The organism is Amazonocrinis nigriterrae CENA67, assembly GCF_016056305.1.
Classification (GTDB): Bacteria; Cyanobacteriota; Cyanobacteriia; order Cyanobacteriales; family Nostocaceae; genus Amazonocrinis; species Amazonocrinis nigriterrae.
Window position 1 is genome coordinate 124,663 of sequence record NZ_JAECZC010000108.1, and the last position, 23,293, is coordinate 147,955.

Sequence of the window (23,293 nt, forward strand, 5' to 3'; positions counted from 1 at the left end):
TCCTAAACTTTTAGAAAGGATTGGCCACTACTGAGAAATAAATACCGTCTTCCTGCAAAGTCCTGCCTCTGTCTTGAATATCTGTCAATGGCAGACCATAATCAAGACGAGCATTGAAGCGATCGCTCATTTGCCACTGTAAACCCAATCCCAACCCCAACAAGGTATTAGGATTTGGGTCTGGATTGCCGGAACTATTCCAACCCACACCAAAATCAATAAACGGCACTACTTGCAAGACTCCTCCTACGTTTTCTACCCGCATTACTGGTAATTGCACTTCTGCTGATGCAAAAAAGCCGTTATCTGTCAAGAAAATATCTTGTCGATAACCCCGGACACTATGCAAACCGCCCAGCCCAAATTGCTCTAAAGGCACAAGGGCACGGGTTGACAATTGCAGGTCAGAACGTAACACTAGTAAAGTTTGCGGTGCTAAAAGTCGCACATATTGTCCTTGTCCCCGCCAAGAAAAAAACCGAGTATCAGGAGGGTCATTGTTGACGGTAGCATTGAAGATATTTAAACCAAGGTTAAATTGAGAGCGTAGGGCTAAGGCTTGTTGAGAATTCCGCTGTTGATATTCTTGAAACAATTGTAAGACTGAAATGCGAGTCTCTCCCCGTTCGTTAGCACCGGCTGAAAGGGGAAAACCACTACCTAAAAGTTCAGATTTGCTTTCTTGGCGTAACCCAGATAGACCCACAGCAAATTCTCTGTTGGGAGATAAGATTAAAGGTTGGCGAAAGCCTAACTCGAAGTAATTGGAATTACCAATAATATCTATGCGGTCAAAGGGTGGTTCGACAACTTCAGTATTTGTCAATCCCCCTCTGAGGGTAATAGTGCCATTACGAGGATTAACAGGTATGTTGTAGCGTAAATCAAAGGCGTTGCTACCATCAGTATTGATATATTCCAGATTCAAGGCATCCCCAAAACCGAGTAAATTACCTTGGTTAATGCGGACACCACGGCGTAAGCTACCAACACTAGGCGCACGACCATTATCTATAAAAAATTCTGTATTAAAAGAGTTAGCTTCTACTACTTTGACTGTCAGTATACTTAATTCGGGACGCGACCCAACAGACAATTCGGCTGATATATTCCCAATCAAGGGGTCAAGTTGCAACAGTTGCAAAGCTGACAGCAAGCGCTTTTGATTTAGGGGTTTAGCGGTGGCTAGGGCTAATCTGCTGCGGATGTAGTTTGAGTTCAACCGTCGTGTACCCGTCACCGCAATATCTTCTAGCCCTCCTTCAATAATCTGGATTTTGACGACAGAACCCTGTTGAGATAAGATTTGACCAGCTGGAATCACAGCACCGCAATTGAGATATCCCGCATCGGTGTAGAGCTGAGTTATAGTAGCTTCAACTTGTAGTAATTCTGCAAAAGTGAGCGATCGCTTGGTAAATTTGGCAGTGACTTCGCTTAACTTTTCGTCGCTAAATGCCGTATTGCCATCAAACTCGAATTTGCTCACAATGATACTTTGCGGAAGGTCAAAGCGTTCTCCAGAAGAGGGTAATGTTTGAAGAGGAAGCTCAAGGTCAGGTTTTGATGGTGGCTGTGGAATAGGAGGCGGTTTTGGCGGTTGTGAATCGAGAACCTGAGACAAAATTGGCACTGATGTCAGTGTTTGGTTCTGATGGAGTTGAGGCTTGCTGGTCAACAGGCGAGTTTCTCGCACCGCTAGGTTTGCAATTGTGTCAACAGACTGTCTCCTACTTTTAACATTGAAACTCAGACGTGAACTATCAGCACCTTGAAAGCCATCAGGCAAAATATAACCCAAGGCGCTACCCTGATATAAGGCAACTAACACCCCTGGTATTGCCAAAAATTTCAAAGCTAGTGTTAAACAATAGAAGGATGTGCTGCATACTTTCGCCATTCTGAATAATGTAAAAATTATGGTTTCAATCCTCACTCAATCACCTAAAAAGGTAATTGTCACCCCATTCTTCCTTATTTTCGTTAAATTCACAACTGTTTCAATCCTCAATCACCTAAAAAGGTAATTTTAACTTTTGTGTCAGTTGTCAGTTGTCAGTTGTCATTTGGTTTCAATCCTCAATCACCTAAAAAGGTAATTTTCACCGCCAATAGCACAAATCGCGGAGTTTCATTCCTCAATCACCTAAAAAGGTAATTGTCACATATCAAAGTTTTCTCAATGACTACGATTGGAGGCAACTACAACCTTTTACTGTGAATGTGATGGTAGGAGAAGATGAAAATGAAACTTCTATTAGTAAATTAAATAACGGGCTGAATATTTGGAGTGGAATTTATAATGAATGCGGTATAAAAACTTAGTTTTTAGCGTTAAGAATATATAAGCGCTTAAAAAGGCAAGTCCTACGCGATCGCATCAGTTAAACAGGGAATAAGATATCTGTTCAGCTTCGGTAAGTATTTCTAGTTCAGCGACATATCATGAATAAGGCTCATGTTTTAGCTGAAGTGCCTACTAGATGACCATCTTCCATGTGAATAATGCGATCGGCAATATCGAGAATGCGATTGTCATGAGTGACCATCAAAATAGTACAAGCTTGTTCTTTAGCTAGTCGCTGCATCAGTTCTACAACGTCTCGCCCTGATTTACTATCTAAAGCAGCGGTAGGTTCGTCAGCTAAGACCAATTTAGGATAACTTACTAAAGCACGAGCGACTGCAACTCTTTGTTTTTGTCCACCGGAGAGATCATCAGGGTAGTAATTTAATCTATGGCTCAATCCCACTGCTTCTAGCATAGCTTTGGATCTAGCGTCAGCTTCTTGTTGAGAAAAATCTCTATGCAGTTTAGTTGACATTTGAACATTTTGTAAGACAGTCAAAAATCCTAGCAAGTTATGAGCCTGAAAAATATATCCAATATGGCGTCGGATATCGATAATTTGCTGATTATTTGCTTTATAGAGTTCTGTTCCAAAAACTTTTAAACTGCCATTTTGTACAGACCGTAAGCCACCGATTAAAGTTAACAATGTTGTTTTACCTGAACCTGATTGACCCATTAAAATAATTATTTCACCAGGGTGAATTTGGAGGTTGATATCAAATAAAATTTGTTTACGTAATGCTCTTTGACCAAAATAATAGTTGAGATTTTGAATGTTGATAATAGGAGATTGTTTCATAGTTATATAAACCTTGAAATTATTGAGTTTGTCATAACTTGCAATCCCGTCAAAAGATATCAGCTGGGTCTGCTGATTGCACTTTACGTATTGCGATCGCTCCCGATGCAGCACACATCAAAATTGTTAAAATGACAACAGTTGCCGCTCGACTAAAGGTCATAAAAATTGGCAGCATAGTAGCATTGCGTGTCATGTCATACAATCCCAGGCACAATGCAAAACCGGGAATATAACCTAAAATCGATAGGATGATAGCTTCTTGAAACACAACACTAAACAAGAATGTACTTTTATATCCCATCGCTTTGAGAGTGGCATATTCTGCTAAATGTTCTGATACATCTGAATATAGAATTTGATAAACAATTACGGCTCCAACCATGAATCCCATAATTGTACCTACGGTAAAAATAAATCCAATAGCTGTACTACTCTGCCAATAATCTTTTTCTAACTGAATAAATTCTTGTTTAGATAACACTTTGACATCTTGAGGTAATTCTTTCCTCATAGTTTCTACTAAATTTTCAACATTCACACCTGGTTTTAATCGAATTAGCCCGATATCAATCAGTCCTTGTTGGCGTTTATTGCTAAATATACGTAAAAAGTTTAAATCGCTTGTAATCAAAGTACCATTTGCGGCGAAAGATGTGCCTAGCTCAAATAAACTTCCTATGGTAATTTGTCGATTATTGACTTCTGTAGTGATTGTTATCCCTTGGTCAAATTCAGTAGCTATTGGGCCAAATTCTGGTCGAGAATCCCGATCAAATAAAACAACATCTGGAATCTTAATTTTGTCTATATTCTGTTCTACTTCTGGTAAATCTAAAACATCCTCATCAGGATTAATTCCTAGAATTAAAATTTGCCGACTAGTATAGTTCTCTGGATTAGTCCAAAAACCAAAGTCTAGATATACAGAACTTATAGATTCCACACCATCAAAGCTTTGTGCTTGGTATAAACGTCTTTCGGAAAAGGTTTTTAATGTATTCAAGGCAATGCTTCTAGAGCTAATTAAAAAAATGTCACTTTTCAACTTGGTATGTACGCGTATATTACTATTATATAAACCATCGCTAAAGCCTAATTGCATAAACATCAGAATTACAGCAAAAGCAATACCCGCTAGGGCAATTAATAACCGAGTTCTTGTATGAGTAAGTTGTAGCCAAGCTACAATCAATGGAAACTTCATAGTGAATAACCTGTATTAAGGTTTGATGAGTACATTGACTTCTAAATTAGTCAGTCCTGCAACCAGTTGACTATCTGTTAAACGGATTTTGACTTCCACCACCCTGGCGTCAATTTTGGCTGCTGGGTCAGTATTCAAAACATCCTTTTTGCCAATTTTTAAACCAATTTGTTCAACTACACCTATGATATCTTTAGGCAAAGCATTACTAGAAATAACCGCTGTTTGACCAACTTTTACTCTACTGACATCTGTTTCATAAACTTCTGCAACGACATACATTTGTTTAGTGTTACCAATTTGCAGAATACCTTGGTCAGAAATTGCTTCTCCTGAATGAGCAAAAATTTTGAGAATTTGACCAGACTGAGGGGTACGAATTATTGTACGTTCTAAACGCGCGATCGCTAGCTTTAAATTACTATTTGCTGATTCTACTTGAACTTTACTTTCTGCTAGCTGTAAACTCGCTTGTGCTGACCGGACTTGCGTCTGTGCATTGAGGAGGTCGGTACTTCGTCCTTGTTCTAACTTAGCTAGTGTAGCTTTGGCATTATTTAATTCATTTTGTTTGGTACGAACTTCTAATACTTTATCATCTAAAGATTGTTGGGAAATAGCTCCTTGATTATGCAAATAAGTGAAACGTTCTAAGTCTTTTTGTTTAGCTTGTAAATCTACCTCGATTCCTTCTATTGTTGCTTTCTGAGCAACAATTTCTGACATTTGAGGCGTTTTTATCTGCCCAATTCGAGATTCTGCTTCTGCAATTTGAGCTTTGCCAAACATGCTCTCAGCTTTCATGCGATTACGAGCTTCTTGCAACTGAGTAGCCGCAGCATTTTTTGCGGCTAACTGTTCTTGATAACTATCTAAATAGGCTAAGACATCACCAACTTTTACTTGCTGACCTTCTTGAACTAACAACTTATCAATGCGCTCTCCAACACTACCTCCAATTGTAATTACTTCACCTTGAGGTTCTACCCGACCTAGCGCTGCAACCGACCTTACCTGATTTTTTTGGCTTTGAATCTTTGCGATCGGCATTTGAGAATTCGGTGCTTGGGTGTGAGAAAATTGGTAAATTTTAATCATACCAATTCCTAAAACACCAACGATTGCCATTGGAATTAGCCTTTTACCTGAAGGCTTAAAAACTAAATCTAAATTCACCTTTACAACCTCAACAATTTAATTGATATTTTTACAGAGATTCCCAAATAAAAAATATCCCATTATTCACAGCCATCAGTCATCATTTATCAGTCATTAAATTGCTTTTCACATTATAGTAATTCTCGAAAATGAGGCAACACATTCAAACCACGAAAACCATGCCATATCTGAGTACAGACGATTCGCCGAATCGTCTCTACAATTACGAATTACGAATTACGAATTACGAATTGGTATTATTCCTGTAGCTGATAAATGGCAGCAATATTTTCTTTCTCTATCATTCGCAGAGGTTGATATAGATAACTAAAAATTGCTACCCAAAAATTGAGTATTCCCAAAACTATAAATAATAGACCAATGCCTCGCCCTGTTCCAACGCCGATAATTGTACCGACACTACTAGCCAGTAGACCACCACTAGCCAAAAGTGGCTCGAATACATAATCGGCTAGGGGGCCAGCTAGGAGATAGGCCAACGGAAACGAAGACCAGGCAATCATTAGCCGCACTGCAAAGACTCGTCCTTGCACATCCGGTGGTACTTTGGTCTGCCAGATGGTTTGATTGCAACCATCCATAAATGGCACGCAGAAAAAAACGCCAAAGGCTGCTGCTGTAATTAGTGGTATGGAAGGGTGCAGTCCAACGAGGAGTAAGCACACTGCTTGTAGCAAACCGAAACCGAACACACCATACACGCGCGGCTTTGGGCCTCCCCAAACGCTCATGATAATACTACCCACTAACATACCACTACCTGCAATAGACATCACGTTGCCAAGGATTGCAGGTGAAGTAAAGGCTAGAAGCATAGGTGTAATCAAGACGCTGGCAATTCCCAAGCCAAAATTGCTTCCGGCAAAAAACAATAACAGCCCCAATAAACCCGGATGTTTGATAATGTAAGTCCAGCCATAAACTGCTTCTTTTAACAGCGAACTTTTTCCTTGATTACTTGCGGTAGTTTTTTTAGGTTTGGGGAACTGGACAATCAACAGAGTAACGACAGCGAAGAGATAACTGGCGAAGTCAATCAAAAGCACACCCAAAACTCCAATTGTCAAAACCATTACCCCTGCCAAAGCTGGGGCAAAAAGCCTTGCTGATGCTTCCCCGATGTTTGTCATCCCACTGGCGCGACCAAGATGCTTTTTGGGAACAAGCAATGTGATAGTTGCAGTATAAGCTGGAAACTGAAAGGCGGTACAAACTGAAATGACAGACATGCCAGTATAAATCTGCCAAACCTGAAGTTGATTCATGAAAAGCAGTAATACAAGAACCAGGGTAGTTAGACCCGCCACAGTGTTACAGAGTAACATGGTTGCGCGTCGCTCCCAGCGATCCACAAGCGCACCAGTAATAGGTGATAGTATAATCCCAGGCGACGTAGTAAACAAAGAAACTAGCGCAAACTGAGTAACTGATCCTGTTTGTTGGTAAACCCACAAACCAAGAGCAAAACCAGTCAGTCCTGAGCCGATGAGTGAGATGAGTTGCCCAAGCCAGGTAATAATAAATACTTGTAGTTTATCAGTTATGATACGTTTGGCCATGTCTTTTCTTGATAGTTGCAATGTTTATGGCAGTCATATTTGTAGAGGTAGAGACTCTTTTCACTCTGTGTTCTCTACGCCTCTGTGGTTAAAAATAAGGGCGCTGGTGAATTTGAGTATGAATTGAGATGTTTGACCAAAGTTAAAGGTAGATTCTTCGCGTCTTTGCGCCTTTGCGTGAAAAATTCATACCAATAATCAGCAACGCCAAAATAAGTATTCTTCTGTCGGGAAGGGAGTAAAGTTGAAGAAAGATAAACGAACCACAAAGAACACATAGACACGAAGTGGCTTCCCGAAGGGTAGAACGCAAAGAAAGAGAGAAATAATATTGTGTCCGGTTAAAGACTGATCATGAGGAATTAATCCAAAATCTAAAATTGGATGCCAGACTACTAAATTTGACTTAATTCCTCGGCAACAGCGTTAACAGTGAAATGAATTTGCTCAGGTGTATGGTTGAAGTTGATAAAAAATCGCAGACGAGCGGCTTTGTCTTCTACCGCAGGATAGATTTGAGGTAACACATTAATTCCCCGGTCAAACAAGGCTTGGGAGAGTTGGATGCAACGCACGGAATTTCCCACAATGACCGGAATCACTGCTGAGTGCTTGCTCATACCAGTATTGAGCTTGCGATCGCTTGCCAATTCTAAAAACAATTTAGCTCGTTCATGCAGAGATTGTACTCTTTGTGGTTCTGCTTTCAGTTTGCGTATGGAAGCTAGTGCTGCGGCTGTGTTTCCTGGCGACATACCAGCGCTATAAACAAAAGCGGGTGCAGTATATTTCAAATATCTGACTACAGCCTGACAACCTGCAATATAACCTCCACAGCTAGCGAATGATTTGCTGATTGTACCCATCCACAAATCTACGTCAGCAGGATTAACGCTATGATACTCGCCAATACCACGACCGCGATCGCCAATCACACCCATAGAATGGGCTTCGTCTACCATTAAAAACCCTTTGTGACGCTTTTTAATTTCGATAAATTTGGGCAAATCAGGAATATCGCCATCCATGCTGTAAACACCTTCGATGACAATCAATACCCGTTTGTAGCGACGGCGCTGTTCGGTAAGTATTTGATCTACAGTTTGCCAATCGTTGTGTGGAAAGCTGATGCGGGTAGAACCAGATAATAAGCATCCTTGGAGGATACTGTTGTGGATTAACTCGTCATGGAGTATTAGGTCATTTTTGTCAAAAAGATGACCTATTGTGCTTTCATTAGTGGCATGACCTGCTGTAAAAGCGATCGCATCCTCTACACCTATTAAAGATGCAATTTCTTGTTCTAACTCGCGGTGTATGGGAATTTCACCTGATAGTAAGCGGCTAGCTGATACGGATGTCCCGTAGCGGTCAATGGCTGTTTTTGCTGCTAAAGATACATCTGGATCGTTGGCAAATCCCAGATAATTGTAACTGGAATAATTAATAACTTCCCGCCCATCTATGACTATAGTATTGCTATTTAACCCTTCACGAACTTTGAAATAAGGGTCAACAACTCCACCTTTGGTTTTGATGCTGGCAATCATTTGTTCTAGGTTGCGGTACTGTGGAGAATGGGAAAAATCATAGTATGCCAGGGGAATATCATCATTATCTTTAGAAGATGTTTCTACTGCAGTTGTCTTTTTTTGAATGAGTTGTTTCAAAAGTAGGCGTTTTTCTTCTGAAGATAAAGTTGATAGGTTTGTAGTTAGTTCTGTCATTTTTATGCTCCTAGTAGTCTGGTAAGCAAGGTTTGAAGGGGGAAAAAACGAACCGCCAAGACGCAGAGAACGCAGAGAAGGAGGAAAAGGGAGATTCTCAAGCTTGGTTGACTAAGCAAAGTTGAATTGCCAGACCTAGTTCAATGCTTCTTGTAGTAATGAATCGATTTCTGAGTCCGAAAATTCATCGAGATGAGACAAGAGATTTTCTAATAACCAATTGTCGGCTGCTGTAAAGTTTTCATTTTGATTGATGATGAGACTTTCTGTTGGGTCTGTATCTGCTTTGATATCAGATAGTAGTTGGGTGATTAATAGGTCAATACTGGGGGCAGCAAAAAAGTTAGTTATGGGAATTTCTATTTCTAATTCAGCTTGAATGCGGTCTTTTAATTCCAAACACATTAAGGAATCCATTCCTAAGCTACTTAAAGATTGCTGGATGTCTAGTTTGGCAACAGGAATTTGTAAGGTTTTGGCGATTTCTGCCAACAAATAAGAACGCAATGATTGAGAGCGATCGCTGTTATTATCAGGTGTAATTGTAGGAAGAATTAAACTATCATTGTTGATTGGCAATCTTGTTTGATTGCGGTCAACCACTGTTTCCACCCAATAACGTTGGCGTTGCCAGGGATAAGTTGGTAAATTGACTCGTTGTCGTACATATTCTTGGTCAAAACCAAACCAGTTAATTGATATTCCCCTAATATAAAGTTCTGCCAAACTTGAGAGTAAAACTCGCCAATCTTCTTGTCCTTGACGCAAGCTAGGAAGCCAAGTTGCCTTAACCTCTGGTAGACAATGGCGACCCATGCCTAATAATATTGGTTTTGGCCCCATCTCGACAAACACGTCATAACCATCAATATGCAGTGTTTCTATGCTATGGGCAAATTGTACTTCTTCGCGTAAATGACGACACCAATATTCAGGAGCGATCGCTTCAGCTGTTAGCCGCTCTCCAGTAAGATTAGAAATGATGTCAATTTGTGGAACGCTATAGCTAACAGTTGCAGCAATTCGATGAAACTCTGCTAAAATTGGCTGCATTAAAGGTGAATGGAAGGCGTGGGAAGTTTGTAGCTTTTTAGTTTTAATTCCTGCGGCTTCTAAGGCGATACAAATTTCCCGAATAGCTTGTTTTTCTCCAGAAATTACTGTGTTTTGCAGTCCATTGCAGGCAGCAAAGCTGACTTTTTCCTCATCAATAGCCGTAATTGTTAGGATGGTTGTCTTTGAGGCAAATACTGCCACCATCTCTCCAGTTTGCGGTAGGTTCTGCATGAGGCGGGCCCGTTCAGCAACCAGCTTGAGTCCATCCTCTAAACTAAAGACTCCTGCTACACAAGCCGCGACATATTCGCCGAGACTATGACCCATGACGGCAGTTGGTTCGACTCCCCAAGATTTCCAAAGTTGTGTCAGGGCATATTCTAAAGCAAATAAGGCAGGCTGGGTGTAGGCGGTTTGGTCTAGGGGTGAAGACTCCGCCTCTTGTGGATAAAGGACTTGTAGCAATGGTTTTTCTAGATAGGGACGCAGAATTTCATCACAACGGTCGAGGGTTTGCCGGAAAATCGGCTCTTGTTCGTATAATTGACGACCCATATCTAAATACTGTGAGCCTTGTCCGGTGAATAAAAAGGCTATTTTTGGGTGTTTTTTATTGTTGCTTTGACTGGATATAACTAAAGGATGCTCTCTACGAGCGGTAAAATCATTGAGTGCCGTTTGTAACTGTGTATGAGATTGAGTAGAGATAGCCAGACGGTGTTGAAAATGCGATCGCCCGGTGTTAGCAGTAAAGCAAATATCTGCCAATGGTGTTTCTGGATGAACTGCCAAGAAGTCTGCATAGCTTTGTGCTAATTCCTCCAAAGCCTTCTCAGTTTTAGCTGACAAAGTGAACATATGCCAGCTACGTTCAACTTCAGATACATCGGGAACTAAAACAGGGGCTTCTTCCACAATTACATGGGCATTGGTGCCACCGATACCAAAAGAACTGACCCCAGCCCGGCGCGGAGTATTGTCTGTTTGCCATTCTGAGAGGGTAGCATTGACGTAAAAAGGACTGTTAGCGAAATCAATTTGAGGATTGGGTTGTTGAAAATGCAGGCTGGGTGGTATGTGCTTGTGCTTCAGAGATAAGACAGTCTTAATTAAACCAGCCACACCAGATGCAGCATCCAAATGTCCGATATTGGTTTTCACAGAACCAACAGCACAAAAGCCTTTCTTTTGGGTACTAGCGCCGAAAGCTTTTGTTAAAGCTTCCATTTCAATCAGGTCGCCGAGATTTGTACCAGTGCCATGAGCTTCTATATAAGTGATGCTTGATGCTGCAATATCTGCTACTGCTTGGGCTTCGGAAATTACTGCTGCTTGACCATCTACACTCGGAGCTGTGTAACCAATTTTCAGAGAACCGTCATTGTTAATAGCTGAACCTTTAATCACCGCATGAATGCAATCGCGATCGGCGATCGCATCTTCCAACCGCTTCAGCACGACAATTCCCACACCATTACCGCCGACTGTGCCTTGAGCTTGAGCATCAAAGGCTCGACAGTGCCCATCAGGCGAAAAAATCATTCCCTCATGATATAAATAACCAGTCTTTTCAGGAACGCGTATAGAAGCACCACCGGCTAGAGCCATATGGCATTCGCCGTTGAGCAAACTCTGACAAGCCATGTGGACAGCAACTAAGGAAGTAGAACAAGCAGTTTGCACACTGACACTTGGCCCCTGGAGATTTAATTTGTAAGAGACTCGCGTTGGTAGGAAATCCTTATCATTGGCAATCATCAGTTGATAATTACTGACTGATAAATCTAAGTTGTCTAAGCTAGGATAAATGTTTTTCAATAGGTAAGTATTCATCCCTACTCCAGCATAAACACCAATGGAAGTTTTGTTATTTTCTGGGTTGTAACCAGCACTTTCCAGAGACTCCCAAGCACACTCTAAAAATAAGCGGTGTTGTGGGTCTATGAGCTTTGCTTCTTTGGGAGAAATGCCGAAAAATGAAGCATCGAAGTTTTCGACATCTGACAATATGGCATTCGCTTTGACGTAATTAGGGTTAGTTAATAATGTTGGGTCTATGCCTGTAGATAGTAGTTCTTCGTCAGTGAAAAATGATATTGATTCTACACCGTTTTTGAGGTGATGCCAGAATTCATCAATGTTTTTTGCTCCAGGGAAACGGCAAGACATGCCAATGATGGCTATTTCTAAACCATTTCTATTATTGGTATCAAATACATCAATTGTTCTCATATAAATATCCTCATATTGATTAGATTCACGCAGAGGCGCAGAGAGTAACAAGAAACTTACAGCAATCCTAAATTATTAATTAAATAATCTCTTTATTTTCTTGGCGTACTTGGCGTACTTGGTGAACCAGCGCTGTAGGCGGGTTTCCCGCCGTAGGCGACTGGTGAACCCGGAGGGCGGTTCGTTAAAGAGCAATACTTTTCAATTAAGGTTAAAACTATTTGATTATGTCTTTTTTTTAACGAACCGCCAAGACGCAGAGAACGCAGAGAGAAGAAGGAAGGATAGGATTGCTATGTTTGTTTAGCGTTTGATCATCTGATTCATACAAGAGGTTTATGATTTGCTGAATGAGCGATTTTGAGTCCTTAACTGTCTTTGTTGATTCATGGCAGTTCTGCGAATATGACGATTAGGGGATTGTTGGTAGGTTGGTGAAGAAGGAGATTTTTCACTGAAGTTCTGGGTTAAGTGTTTAGCTAAAGAGTTGATTGTTGGGTATTTAAACATTTCAATCATCGATATCTCTTGGGCAAACATCTTTTGCAGTTTGTGATGAATCTGCACCATGAGTAAGGAATGACCACCTAAATCAAAGAAGTTGTCATGAATGCCGACTTTTTCTAGTTGCAGTGTTTCTTGCCAGATGGTTGCAATCAAGATTTCGGTTTCGGTTTGAGGCATTTCATAATTAGCTGCTATCTCTGGGCGCAAAGTTTGAGGAGCTGGTAAAGCACGGCGGTCTACTTTACCATTAGGTGTCAGTGGCAAGGTTTCCAGGATGACGAAAGCTGAAGGAATCATGTAATCAGGTAGTTTGTCTTTGAGGACACGACGCAAATCAGTGGTTGTCGGTGCTAGTTCCTGATTTGGCACTACGTAGGCGACTAAGCGCCGTTCGCCAGGAATGTCTTCGCGGACAATAACTACTGCTTGGAGTACACTCGGATCTTGGCTGAGTACAGCCTCTATCTCTCCTAATTCAATGCGGAAACCACGTATTTTCACTAGAAAATCTATACGTCCCAGGTACTCAATGCTGCGATCGCCCAGATAACGCACTAAGTCCCCAGTTTTATAAAGCCGTGCAGAATTAGAGAATTGGTCTTCTCTCCCCCCCCTGCACCCACACTCCCCTGCACCCCTGCTTCTGTAAAAGGGGTTGGGAATAAATTTCTCTGCTGTCAATTCAGGACGGTTCAGGTAGCCTCGCGCTAAGCCTGCGCCACCGATATGTAATTCCCCAGGTACACCGATGGGAACTGGTTGCAGATGGCGGTCTAGGATATAAACTTCTGTGTTGGCAATAGGATGGCCGATGGAAATTAATTGTTGTTCAGATTCGACTTGCGAAATTAGTGACCAGATGGTAGTCTCTGTGGGGCCGTAAACGTTCCACAAGGAAGTACTTCTAGGTTGTAATTCGTTGGCTAGCTTTCTGGGTAAAGCTTCACCTCCACAAAGTATTTTTAATTTATGGGAAGTTTGCCATCCAGCTTCTAGCAGTAATCGCCAGGTTGCTGGGGTAGCTTGCATGACTGTGGCACCAGAGTTGATCAGCAAGTCTAACAACTGTTTACCATCAATGGTGACTTCACGCTTTGCCATGACTAAGCAAGCACCTACAATCATTGGCAGAAAAATTTCTAAGACGGCAATGTCAAAGGTAAAAGTTGTCACTCCCAAAAGTACGTCATCTGCGGTCATTCCTGGCTGTTGGCGCATACTACATAAGAAATTCACCACAGCGTTATGTATAATTTGTACGCCTTTGGGTTTGCCTGTAGACCCTGAAGTGTAGATGGTGTAAGCCAAGTTATGAGATGTCACGTCAGTGATAGGGTTTTCCTGACTTTGCTGAGCGATATGATGCCAGTCAGAGTCTAGGCAAACTACAACAGCTTCATGGTTGGGTAAGTCTGCAACAAGTTGCTGTTGTGTCAATAATACTGGCACTTGAGCATCCGAGAGCATGAAACTCAGACGTTCATCAGGATAAGCTGGGTCTAGAGGTACATAAGCTGCACCCGCTTTGAGAATTCCCAACATTCCCACTACCATTTCTAAGGAGCGTTCTACACAGATACCTACTAGTACTTCTGGTTTCACACCCAAAGTCCGCAGGTAGTTTGCTAATTGATTCGCACGCTCGTTTAATTGTCGATAGGTGAGTTGTTGTGAATCAAAAACCACAGCCACTGCATCGGGAGTACGTTCTACCTGTTCTTCAAACAACTGATGAATACATCTGTCTTGGGGATAGTCTGTTTGAGTCTGGTTAGATTCCACTAGCAATTGCTGTTGTTCAGCTTGGGAAAGCAGAGGTAGTTGGGAAATGGGTTGTTCTGGTTGAGCCAGAATCCCCTCCAGCATTGTCTGGAAATGCCCCGCCATCCGCTCGATAGTACTAGGATCAAACAAATCAGTGTTGTATTTAAAGGCCGCAAATAAAGATTGACTTGCTTCTACGACTTCCAAGGTTAAATCAAATTGTCCCTCTTCTTGGGGAATCACAAAAGGTTTCAACTGCAAATCGTCACAGTCAATTTCCACCTCTGTTTCTTCAGGTAGGAAAAACTCTAAAGTCTTACCAAATCGCTCGATTTGTTGCAGATATACAAAGTTGACTTGAAATAAAGGAGTATGGCTGAGATCCCGGTTTGGTTGCAAGCGTTCTACTAGTAGCGCAAAAGGATAATCTTGATGAGCGATCGCTTCTAATACTGTTTGTCTGACTTGAGCCAAAAATGCTTTGAAGGTGGGATTTCCGGCAAGATTTGCTCTTAAAACTACAGAGTTGACAAAATGACCAACCGTCCGAGCAAATTTAGTGTGTTGTCTACCTGCAAAGGGAGAACCCACAAGAATATCTTCAGCGCCTGTGTAGCGATGCAGCAGTACCTGGAAGCTTGCTAAGAGGAGTGTAAATAGGGTAGCTTTCTCGGCTTTAGCCATCCCCTTGAGACGCGCAGTCATTTCTTCAGTTAGCTGAAAAACGTGGGAAGCTCCCTGATATGTTTGTACTGGTGGACGCGGGCGATCGCTAGGTAATTCTAGAATAGGTAGTTTACCAGAAAGTTTCTGTTGCCAATACTGCCATAGACGCTCTCCCACTGCACCTGACAACATCTGCGTTTGCCATTGTACGTAATCGCTGTAGTGATATTTGATTGGCGGTAGGGAAGCTTTTGTACCTGCTTTCGCAGCCGAGTACAGCTTTTGCAACTCATCCAGCAAAATTAACACTGACCAGCCATCACGCACAATATGATGTATTACTAGTAAGAAAACATGCTCCTGTTCAGAACGAGTAAACAAACTGGCTCTCAATACTGAATCTCGCTGCAAATCAAAGGGAAGTTGATAGGCTTTTATTACTTCCTCTTTCAGTCTTGCTTCAGTCCAATTTCTAGCATCAATTTCTGCACAAGATATTTTTTGAGCTAACCGAATTTCTTGTACAGATTCACTTTCGTGTTCTGTAAAAGTTGCTCGTAAAATGGGATGACGCTCTACTAGTTTTTGCAGAGCATTTTGCCAAGCTTGTTTATCTAAATTACCACAGATACGGATTGTTAATGCAGTGTTGTAAGCTGGGCTTTTTGGTGCAAGTTTGTACAAAAACCATAGTGCTTGCTGATTGCGAGAAAGAGGAAAAATCTTTGTGGTAGCTGTATCTGGAATTTCGCCCTGATTAGCAAGTTCTTTGAGTTTTTTCAAAGAATCAAGACCAGCTATTACGGAATCGCCATCAATACCAAAATCAATCAGACTGGCAATTTCGTTAACACCAATTTCCTCAAGGCGATTAACCATTTGCAAACAGGTTTCTGGTGTGCCAAATAATGCACTAGTTTGAAAGTAGCGCTCGAAGGCATAAGCTAATAAGTCTGAGCGTTGTTGCTCGTTTAAATCATCTAGACTTTTTGCACCTTGTCGCCATAAATTCACAGATGTTTTCAGATATTCAATAAATGGTTCTCTGACTTTTTGACGAACATCGTTAATATCATCGCCGATAAATGTATGTAGCATTAAGGTAACGCGTCCTGTATTTGGATCGTGACCATTTGCTGCTCGTGACTGTCGATAAAGAGCGATTTTTTCTGCTAATTCTTCAGGGGATTGGAAGAGTAGGGCTGTTAAAATGTTAAATCCAGAGGCTCCAGCTTCAATAAATCTTTCTTTGCTGCCACTACAAGTTAACCAAATAGCCAATTCTTGCTGTTTGGGTAAAGGATAAATTTGAATTTCTGTTTCTTGACCAATGCCATTTAGTAACGAAATTGATTTACCTTGCCAGAGTTTTTGTACTTTTTCAATACTTGAATACAACACTTCTGTACTATTGGCATAGGTATCTGGTGAAAGTACAAAATCATTGGGGTTCCAACCTCTAGCAAAGCCCAAATCTACCCTTCCTTGGGATAAATTATCGACCACAGACCATTCCTCAGCGACTCGGATGGGATTTTGCAGGGGTAAGACAACACTACCAGCACGAATGCGAACCCGCTGAGTTACCATTGCCAAAGCAGCAGCTAATACAGAAGGATTGGGGTAGAGTCCGCCAAAGGCGTGAAAATGTCGTTCTGGTATCCAAACCGCAGTAAAATCATTTTGGTCTGCAAATTTTGCTCCTTCAATCAAAAGTTTATATTTATTGTCTGTAAATTCAGCTTCGTTACTTGAGAAGTAAAATAAGCTAAATTGCAAACCTTCTTCAACAACTTGATTGTGGGTGATGGCGGAACTTTCTTGTATTTGTGGCTTGGTTTGGATTTGAACAGTAGATTGTAATTTAGTTGAGATGCTTGGAGAAGGTAATCTTTCTTGAGAGCGGATACGGGCAGCTAATTCAGAAATGCTAATATCTTCCAAGAACACTTCTATGGGTAAAACAAGACCGAAATTAGATTCGATTTCGTTTTTAATTGCGATCGCTTGTAGTGAATCAATACCCAAGGTATGCAGAGGCTGTTCTAGTTGCAGTCCAGATGCAGCAATCTTCAATATTTGGGCGATTTTGTCGCGCAATGTTAATTCTAGTGGGGATTGTGTCGGCGATGCGATCGCTGCTATCTCTGGAGTTATGTTAGTATCTGCAACTGAATTATCTGTCTGCTCTAGGATACTCGAACCCACAACATTGAGACTTCCGGCGATAAAACCACTGCGACAAGCATGACGTTGAATCTTACCACTAGAAGTCTTCGGGAGACTGCCAGTTTTTAACAGTACCACGCCATAAACTTGTAACTCGTGCTGTTGCGCCACTGCTTTACGGATGTCTGCAGCTACCTGATTGACATCCAGTTTTCGTAAATAACTACGCTCAACTTCCTGAACCACAACCAGCCGTTCTTCACCGTCGATTTCCACTGCAAAAGCTGCACCGCAACCTGGGTTAAGTGCTGGATGGCTTTGTTCTACAGTTAGTTCAATATCTTGAGGGTAATGGTTGCGACCCCGGATGATAATTACATCCTTGAGGCGACCGGTAACGAACAATTCACCATCCTTGATAAATCCCAAGTCTCCCGTGCGGAGAAATGGCCCTTCACCACTTGTTAGGAAAGCATGGAAAGTTTTTTCTGTTTCCGTAGGTCGGTTCCAATAACCCTGAGCGACGTTTGCACCTGACACCCAAATCTCTCCCACTTCACCAAATGAGCATTCTCGTAAAGATTTGGGGTTAGCGATGACGATTTTTTCATCTAACCATGCATGACCGCAACCGACAATTTTCTTAGAGTTGTGTTCTTCACCCTGTACAACCAGATTTTGCTCAAGCGCCTCAGCCTCCACCTGAGAAACTACAGGTAGTGCTTTTTTCTCACCCCCTGAGACAAATAAAGTGGTTTCAGCCATTCCATAACAGGGGTAAAATGCTTCTCGACGGAAACCGCAAGGCGCGAAAGTAGCTGCAAATTGATCTAGCGTTTCTTTCCGAATATATTCAGCACCATTGAAAGCTAAACTCCAGCTGCTCAAATCTAGACCTTGGCGCTGTTCTGGCGTAATTTTGTGAACACACAAGTCATAAGCAAAATTAGGGCCGCCGCTAGTGGTTGCTTTGTAGCGAGAAATTGCTTTAAGCCAACGCAAAGGTTGCTGGAGAAATTCTACAGGTGACATGAGAATGCTTGGTATCCCCAAATACAAAGGCTGTAGCACATTCCCAATTAATCCCATGTCATGAAATAGAGGCAGCCAACCAACAACTATACTTTCTTCAGTATGTTGGAATGACCTACGGATCATTTCCTCATTGTGTAGTAAATTACGATGATTCAGCATTACACCCTTCGGTATACCCGTAGAACCAGAAGTGTACTGGAGAAAAGCTAAGGTGTCCCCACTCACTTCTGGTTTTTGCCAGTTTGATGCCAATTCACCGTTGAGATCATCAGTAGCCAACCATTGCAGAGATGCCAACTCTGGATTTTCAACCAACCGACTTTGGAAGTTGGTTAATACTGAGGTTGTGGTCAGTGCAACCTTAGCCTTCGCATCTGACGCGATCGCTTGCAACCGTGATAAATTCTGATTACGCCGTGGCGGATAAGCCGGAACAGCCACCGTTTGCGAATACAAACAGCCAAAAAAGGCAGCAATAAATTCTAGTCCAGGTGGGTAGAGTAACAAAGCGCGATCGCCTGCAACTCCATGTGATTGTAATTGTACTGCGATCGCCCTAGCTTGCCGATCTAATTCTCCATAAGTCAGGCTTGCTTTCTCTATTTCTCCATCCTCTACAAAAGTAAAAGCTACTTTATTTGGTTGAACGATAGCTCTATAGCGCAGAAGATTTACTAGATTAGCAATCTCTTGAGAAAATTCCAAATTCAAGTTATCAGATGTAATAATCATGGGCGATGACTCTCAAAATTGAATACAAACTTCCTGTGGACTCTCCATTGCAAAAATTAGTCCAGATAAATCAACTTTCCCATTCCTCTTGTTTACCTCTTACTTTGCGTTCTTTGCGCCTTTGCGTGAGACAAAAAAAGATTTATGCAAGAAGTCTAATAATTAAGCTCAAGTTTACGGAGAATTGGTATTAGCACCCGTTACAGTTAATCAGCACTATCAACTTGTTGAAGCATCATCTCTTGTTTATTGATATCAACAGACTTTGCCGTCAAGATGAACTGAGATTTACTCCTAATCACAGTAGGAACAAAAATAGCTGGATCATCAATTTCCCAGATATTCAGAGGTATCCGAGGGAGCCGTATCGATTTCTCCTCTATCAGTCCTTTAAAAATAGGAGAATCTTGCATAGTCTGATAAAGACGATTAACCTCAATAGCAGTAGCTTGAAAATTCAAAATCTCACTTTCAATACTATTAGATAGAGTATTGATATTATTAGCTAGAGTTGCCAACTTCTGAATACCGGCACTTAACTGATTTTGCATAATCTCTTGCTTTTTCTGGCGTAATTCTAACAAGGAATTTTCAACCTTTTCTACCTCGGATTGTAACTTTGCTAAAGCAGGTATCACATTTTCAGGAATAGATGAATTTGTACATCGGGACATAATCTTGATAATTTTGACGAGAGAATTTGAGATTTAATATTTAAGATTTGGACTGAAATCCAAAATCTTAAATTTAAAATCCAAAATGGTATTACTTTTCAATCAGATAGTCTTCAATAACCAGTGCATCAAGACCAGTTGTATAAAATACGCTAATAGCATCTTCAACAGTGTGGATAATTGGTTTACCCATCACGTTGAGGCTAGTATTGAGAATAATTGGTACAGCTGTAATTTCATAAAAAGCTTCAATTAGGTTGTAATATTTTTCATTCCATTCCCGCTTGACTGTTTGCAAACGCCCGGTATTATTGACGTGAACTACCGCTGGTACTTGCTCTCTAACTTCTGGTAGCCAGGAGAGGGTGCGTTCCATATAGGGTGATTCTTGGTAGTTTTCAAAGTATTTGTGTCCAAACTCATGCAAGATAGATGGAGCAAAAGGTCGGTATTCTTCACGGAATTTGACCCGCTTGTTGATTTCTTCTTTCATATTTGGAGAACGAGGATCTGCAAGGATAGAGCGATTGCCTAGTGCGCGGGGGCCAAATTCAGCGCGTCCTTGAACCCATGCCAACAATTTACCCTGAGATAGCAACTCTGCTGCTTCTAAATGTACAGTGCCTGGTAAGTGGCGGACTCGCGAAATCTTACCAAACTTAAGTAGATTGTGCAGCGATTTTTCATTAATGGCGGAACCTAGATAAGGTGATTGAAAACTGGGTTGGCGTGATTCGTTTGGATGATCATCATAATAGGCTAGTAAAGCTGCACCAATTGCATTTCCGTCGTCTGCTGGCGCGGAGGGAACGTGCAAGGCTTTGAAGGGGACTTTTTCGAGGAGGGTACCGTTGAATGATGAATTTAATGCACATCCCCCACCTAAAACCAGATTGTCGGAAATGCCTAATTTATAGAAGTTGTTGAGAAGTTCCTCCATCACATCACTAAATACCTTTTGTCCACTAGCGGCTAGGTCTACTACTTCCCAATAGGAAGCGCTAGCAGGCGCTGCTTTACGCTTGAGGTCGGCGAATATACTAGCCATCTGACGGGGAGGGGCAAATTTTAGACTACAGTCCTTAACTTCAATCAGCGAGCGGATTAAGTTGTACAGTTCAGGATTAACTTTGCCGTAAGGTGCTAAACCCATCACTTTCCACTCCTCACCCTTGCGCCAATCAAAACCGCAAAGTTCAGTAATTTGGGCGTACAAAACTCCTAAACTACCGGTAGCTGTGGACTCTTGTATAAGCTTTAATTGTCCGTTTCTATAGCTGTAGCAGCTGAGCGAGCCTTTTTCACCTTCGCCATCTACAATCATGCAAGCAGCTTCAGTGAAGGGACTGCTATAGCAAGCAGTGGCTGCATGAGTCAGGTGGTGTCGGTATCGCTTGAAGAGGATGCGATCGCTGTTGAATCGCGATCGCATTTGAAAGGCTAAATTTCTCCCTGTTTTTAACAGCGCTGTAAACTGGAGAACAGCCAACCAATCGAAGTTTTGCTGATGGGACAAAAGCTGTTTCCAGGAAGGTTGCATAATGCTTTTAGTACCTTCTATACCCAAATAGAAGTAAAAGTACAATTGATGTAAATAAACTTGCCAGGTATCAAAGTTCCAAGTCGTGGACACTACAAACTCTGCCTTGGGGTCGCAGTAAGTTTCAATCAGTTGCACAATTTGATTAAAGTTATCCGGTTGAACATCCCAAGCTCTTTTGTTCTGTAGATAACGTTCTAAGGCTTCTGCAAACATGACTTTGCCTGTAGAATCAACGATGGCGATCGCTGGATCGTGACAGGTATTAGCTAAACCTATATAATAGCGATTCATACACTTCTCCTTGAATTGATTAAATCAATCTTGTTGACTTATAATCAGGTAAACACTTATCTTTTCAATTTAGTGAATATGATGAATTAAAAGATAAGCTAGGCAACAAAATAAAGCTATTACAAAGCTTTCAATCTTGAGAATTTATTACATTTTTTGTTGCCATACCTGTTTCCAACCAATTAATTTCAAAAAATTGGTGTAACTTCTATGGAAGAAGTTAAATCATTGAAACTATTACCTACATAAGAAGTATTACTGGTAATATTTAGAGTTTTACCCTGAAAATCACCATTGTCGTAAAGCCTAACTGACAACCCATTAGATACTTTCAGCGAACTGAGAATATCATTACCAAAGTAAGTACTAATGTAGTTGTAATCGTAGCGACCTGGACTAAGTTTTAAACTTTTACCTTGATAGTTAGACTTTTCAAAAATTTCAATGGATGGGCTGAGAAACTGAAAGTCTGAAGCTAAACAAAGATTTGTATTTTTGAAGACTTTAGCTATTTCATTGCCTTTGTAATAGATATATGCATTGCCATTATTGTACCTAATTGAGTAGTCTACTTTATTTCCGGCAACTTGAATTTTATCTCCTTGTGTTCTGTTGAAGTCAGTAATATGAGCAACACCTGACCCGCTATAAAATATGTCATTAATTCCATTGGATAAATAAGTCCCTAAAACAAAAGTGTCTGCACCTTGTCTGCCTGTAAGTGTATCAACATCACTACGAAAACTACTATTTTGATTAGTTCCTCGCAAAATATCATTTCCCTCTCCACCATCAAGAATGTCATTGCCTGAACCACCATCAAGAATGTCATTCCCTCTACCACCAATCAGGGAATCATAACCAGAACCACCATTGATTTTGTCATTTCCAGAACCACCATTTATAGTATTATTATTGGGAGTGCCATACAGAACATAATCTGTCGTATTCCCATAACTGCCAAGAGAGAAATCTGCTTTCTTAACATCATACCCACCGAAATCATTGAGATACTTAAAAACTGGTGTGTTAATTTCATCTACAATATAAGTCTTGTAGTAATCCAGATTGAATTCTGAGGCAGTAAAGTCGAATTGTTTTTGGTTATTCAACTTAACTAAAATTTCTGCAATACCATAACCGCCGCGAAGATGTGCCCCTGCTAAGATACCAGACAAGGAGATACTGACTTGTTGTGTATTGATTATTCGGTTTCCCTGAGCATCTTTGAGAAAGTCTGTACGGTCATTATTTAATTGGTAAAATTTTACTGTCTTTATTACTTGGTTGGCAGAATTGGCTAGATACTGGTCAATTGAGTTAATTCCCTGGTTACTCAAACCATCATTAACATAACCATAGTTTTTGTTAAAAGCTTCTCTAATTGCTGTTTCTTGAACAGCAGCTTTTGCTTTCCAAGAGTCTAGACTACTCACTCCATTCTTGCCTGTCCAGCTGCCATTAAAATTTCCATCATAATTATTACCATCGCTGTTGTAATAACCAAGATCTAGAAATATTACTTCTGTAAATTGGTATTTGCCTGTGGCGTTAGTATATTGGTTCTGGGCACTATACTGTAGTGGATCTCCTGACGCTTTACCCGATTCAAATGCACCTAATGCTTCCAAAAATTGCTCAACATTTCCCTTACTCATTACAATCTTCCTCTAATTTGGACAACAAAACTATCTGATTTATTGAGATATATCTATAGTTGAGGTCAATCAAATATATTAGACCTCTGGCAGAAATCTTTTTTTTGCCTTACCCAAAAATGCATACTGCAAAGCATAACCC

The 23,293-nt window shown here is 41.0% G+C and carries 11 protein-coding genes; all 11 read right to left on the reverse strand.

Annotated elements, in window-relative coordinates:
* Positions 1-10 precede the first annotated feature (10 nt).
* The 11 genes from I8748_RS33280 to I8748_RS33330 all read right to left on the reverse strand — a co-directional run bounded on the left by I8748_RS33280 (position 11) and on the right by I8748_RS33330 (position 23,151).
* Positions 11-1,900, reverse strand: coding sequence for a ShlB/FhaC/HecB family hemolysin secretion/activation protein (locus I8748_RS33280; RefSeq protein ID WP_198128737.1), 1,890 nt, complete (start codon positions 1,898-1,900; stop codon positions 11-13).
* A 556-nt stretch (positions 1,901-2,456) separates the two neighbouring features.
* Positions 2,457-3,152: a DevA family ABC transporter ATP-binding protein gene (locus I8748_RS33285; RefSeq protein ID WP_198128738.1), complete on the reverse strand. Its 696-nt coding sequence runs from the start codon at positions 3,150-3,152 to the stop codon at positions 2,457-2,459.
* A gap of 49 nt (positions 3,153-3,201) precedes the next feature.
* Complete coding sequence (gene devC / locus I8748_RS33290) at positions 3,202-4,359, reverse strand: ABC transporter permease DevC (protein WP_198128739.1); 1,158 nt, start codon at positions 4,357-4,359, stop codon at positions 3,202-3,204.
* Positions 4,360-4,374: 15 nt separating this feature from the next.
* Positions 4,375-5,535 carry an ABC exporter membrane fusion protein gene (locus I8748_RS33295; protein WP_318781314.1) on the reverse strand — a complete coding sequence of 387 codons (1,161 nt, stop codon included), beginning with the start codon at positions 5,533-5,535 and terminating at the stop codon, positions 4,375-4,377.
* A 239-nt stretch (positions 5,536-5,774) separates the two neighbouring features.
* Positions 5,775-7,097 (reverse strand): MFS transporter, encoded by a 1,323-nt coding sequence (locus I8748_RS33300; RefSeq protein ID WP_198128741.1) that lies wholly within the window; start codon positions 7,095-7,097, stop codon positions 5,775-5,777.
* 395 nt (positions 7,098-7,492) lie between these two features.
* Complete coding sequence (locus I8748_RS33305; protein ID WP_198128742.1) at positions 7,493-8,824, reverse strand: aminotransferase class I/II-fold pyridoxal phosphate-dependent enzyme; 1,332 nt, start codon at positions 8,822-8,824, stop codon at positions 7,493-7,495.
* A 135-nt stretch (positions 8,825-8,959) separates the two neighbouring features.
* The gene (locus I8748_RS33310; protein ID WP_198128743.1) at positions 8,960-12,112 is read right to left on the reverse strand and encodes a type I polyketide synthase; all 3,153 of its coding nucleotides are present in this window, start codon (positions 12,110-12,112) and stop codon (positions 8,960-8,962) included.
* Positions 12,113-12,448: 336 nt separating this feature from the next.
* Positions 12,449-18,985 carry a non-ribosomal peptide synthetase gene (locus tag I8748_RS33315; protein WP_198128744.1) on the reverse strand — a complete coding sequence of 2,179 codons (6,537 nt, stop codon included), beginning with the start codon at positions 18,983-18,985 and terminating at the stop codon, positions 12,449-12,451.
* 206 nt (positions 18,986-19,191) lie between these two features.
* Positions 19,192-19,659 carry a hypothetical protein gene (locus tag I8748_RS33320; RefSeq protein ID WP_198128745.1) on the reverse strand — a complete coding sequence of 156 codons (468 nt, stop codon included), beginning with the start codon at positions 19,657-19,659 and terminating at the stop codon, positions 19,192-19,194.
* A 91-nt stretch (positions 19,660-19,750) separates the two neighbouring features.
* The gene (locus tag I8748_RS33325) at positions 19,751-21,493 is read right to left on the reverse strand and encodes a carbamoyltransferase family protein (RefSeq protein WP_198128746.1); all 1,743 of its coding nucleotides are present in this window, start codon (positions 21,491-21,493) and stop codon (positions 19,751-19,753) included.
* Between the two features lie 188 nt (positions 21,494-21,681).
* Positions 21,682-23,151 carry a hypothetical protein gene (locus I8748_RS33330; protein ID WP_198128747.1) on the reverse strand — a complete coding sequence of 490 codons (1,470 nt, stop codon included), beginning with the start codon at positions 23,149-23,151 and terminating at the stop codon, positions 21,682-21,684.
* Positions 23,152-23,293: the final 142 nt, after the last annotated feature.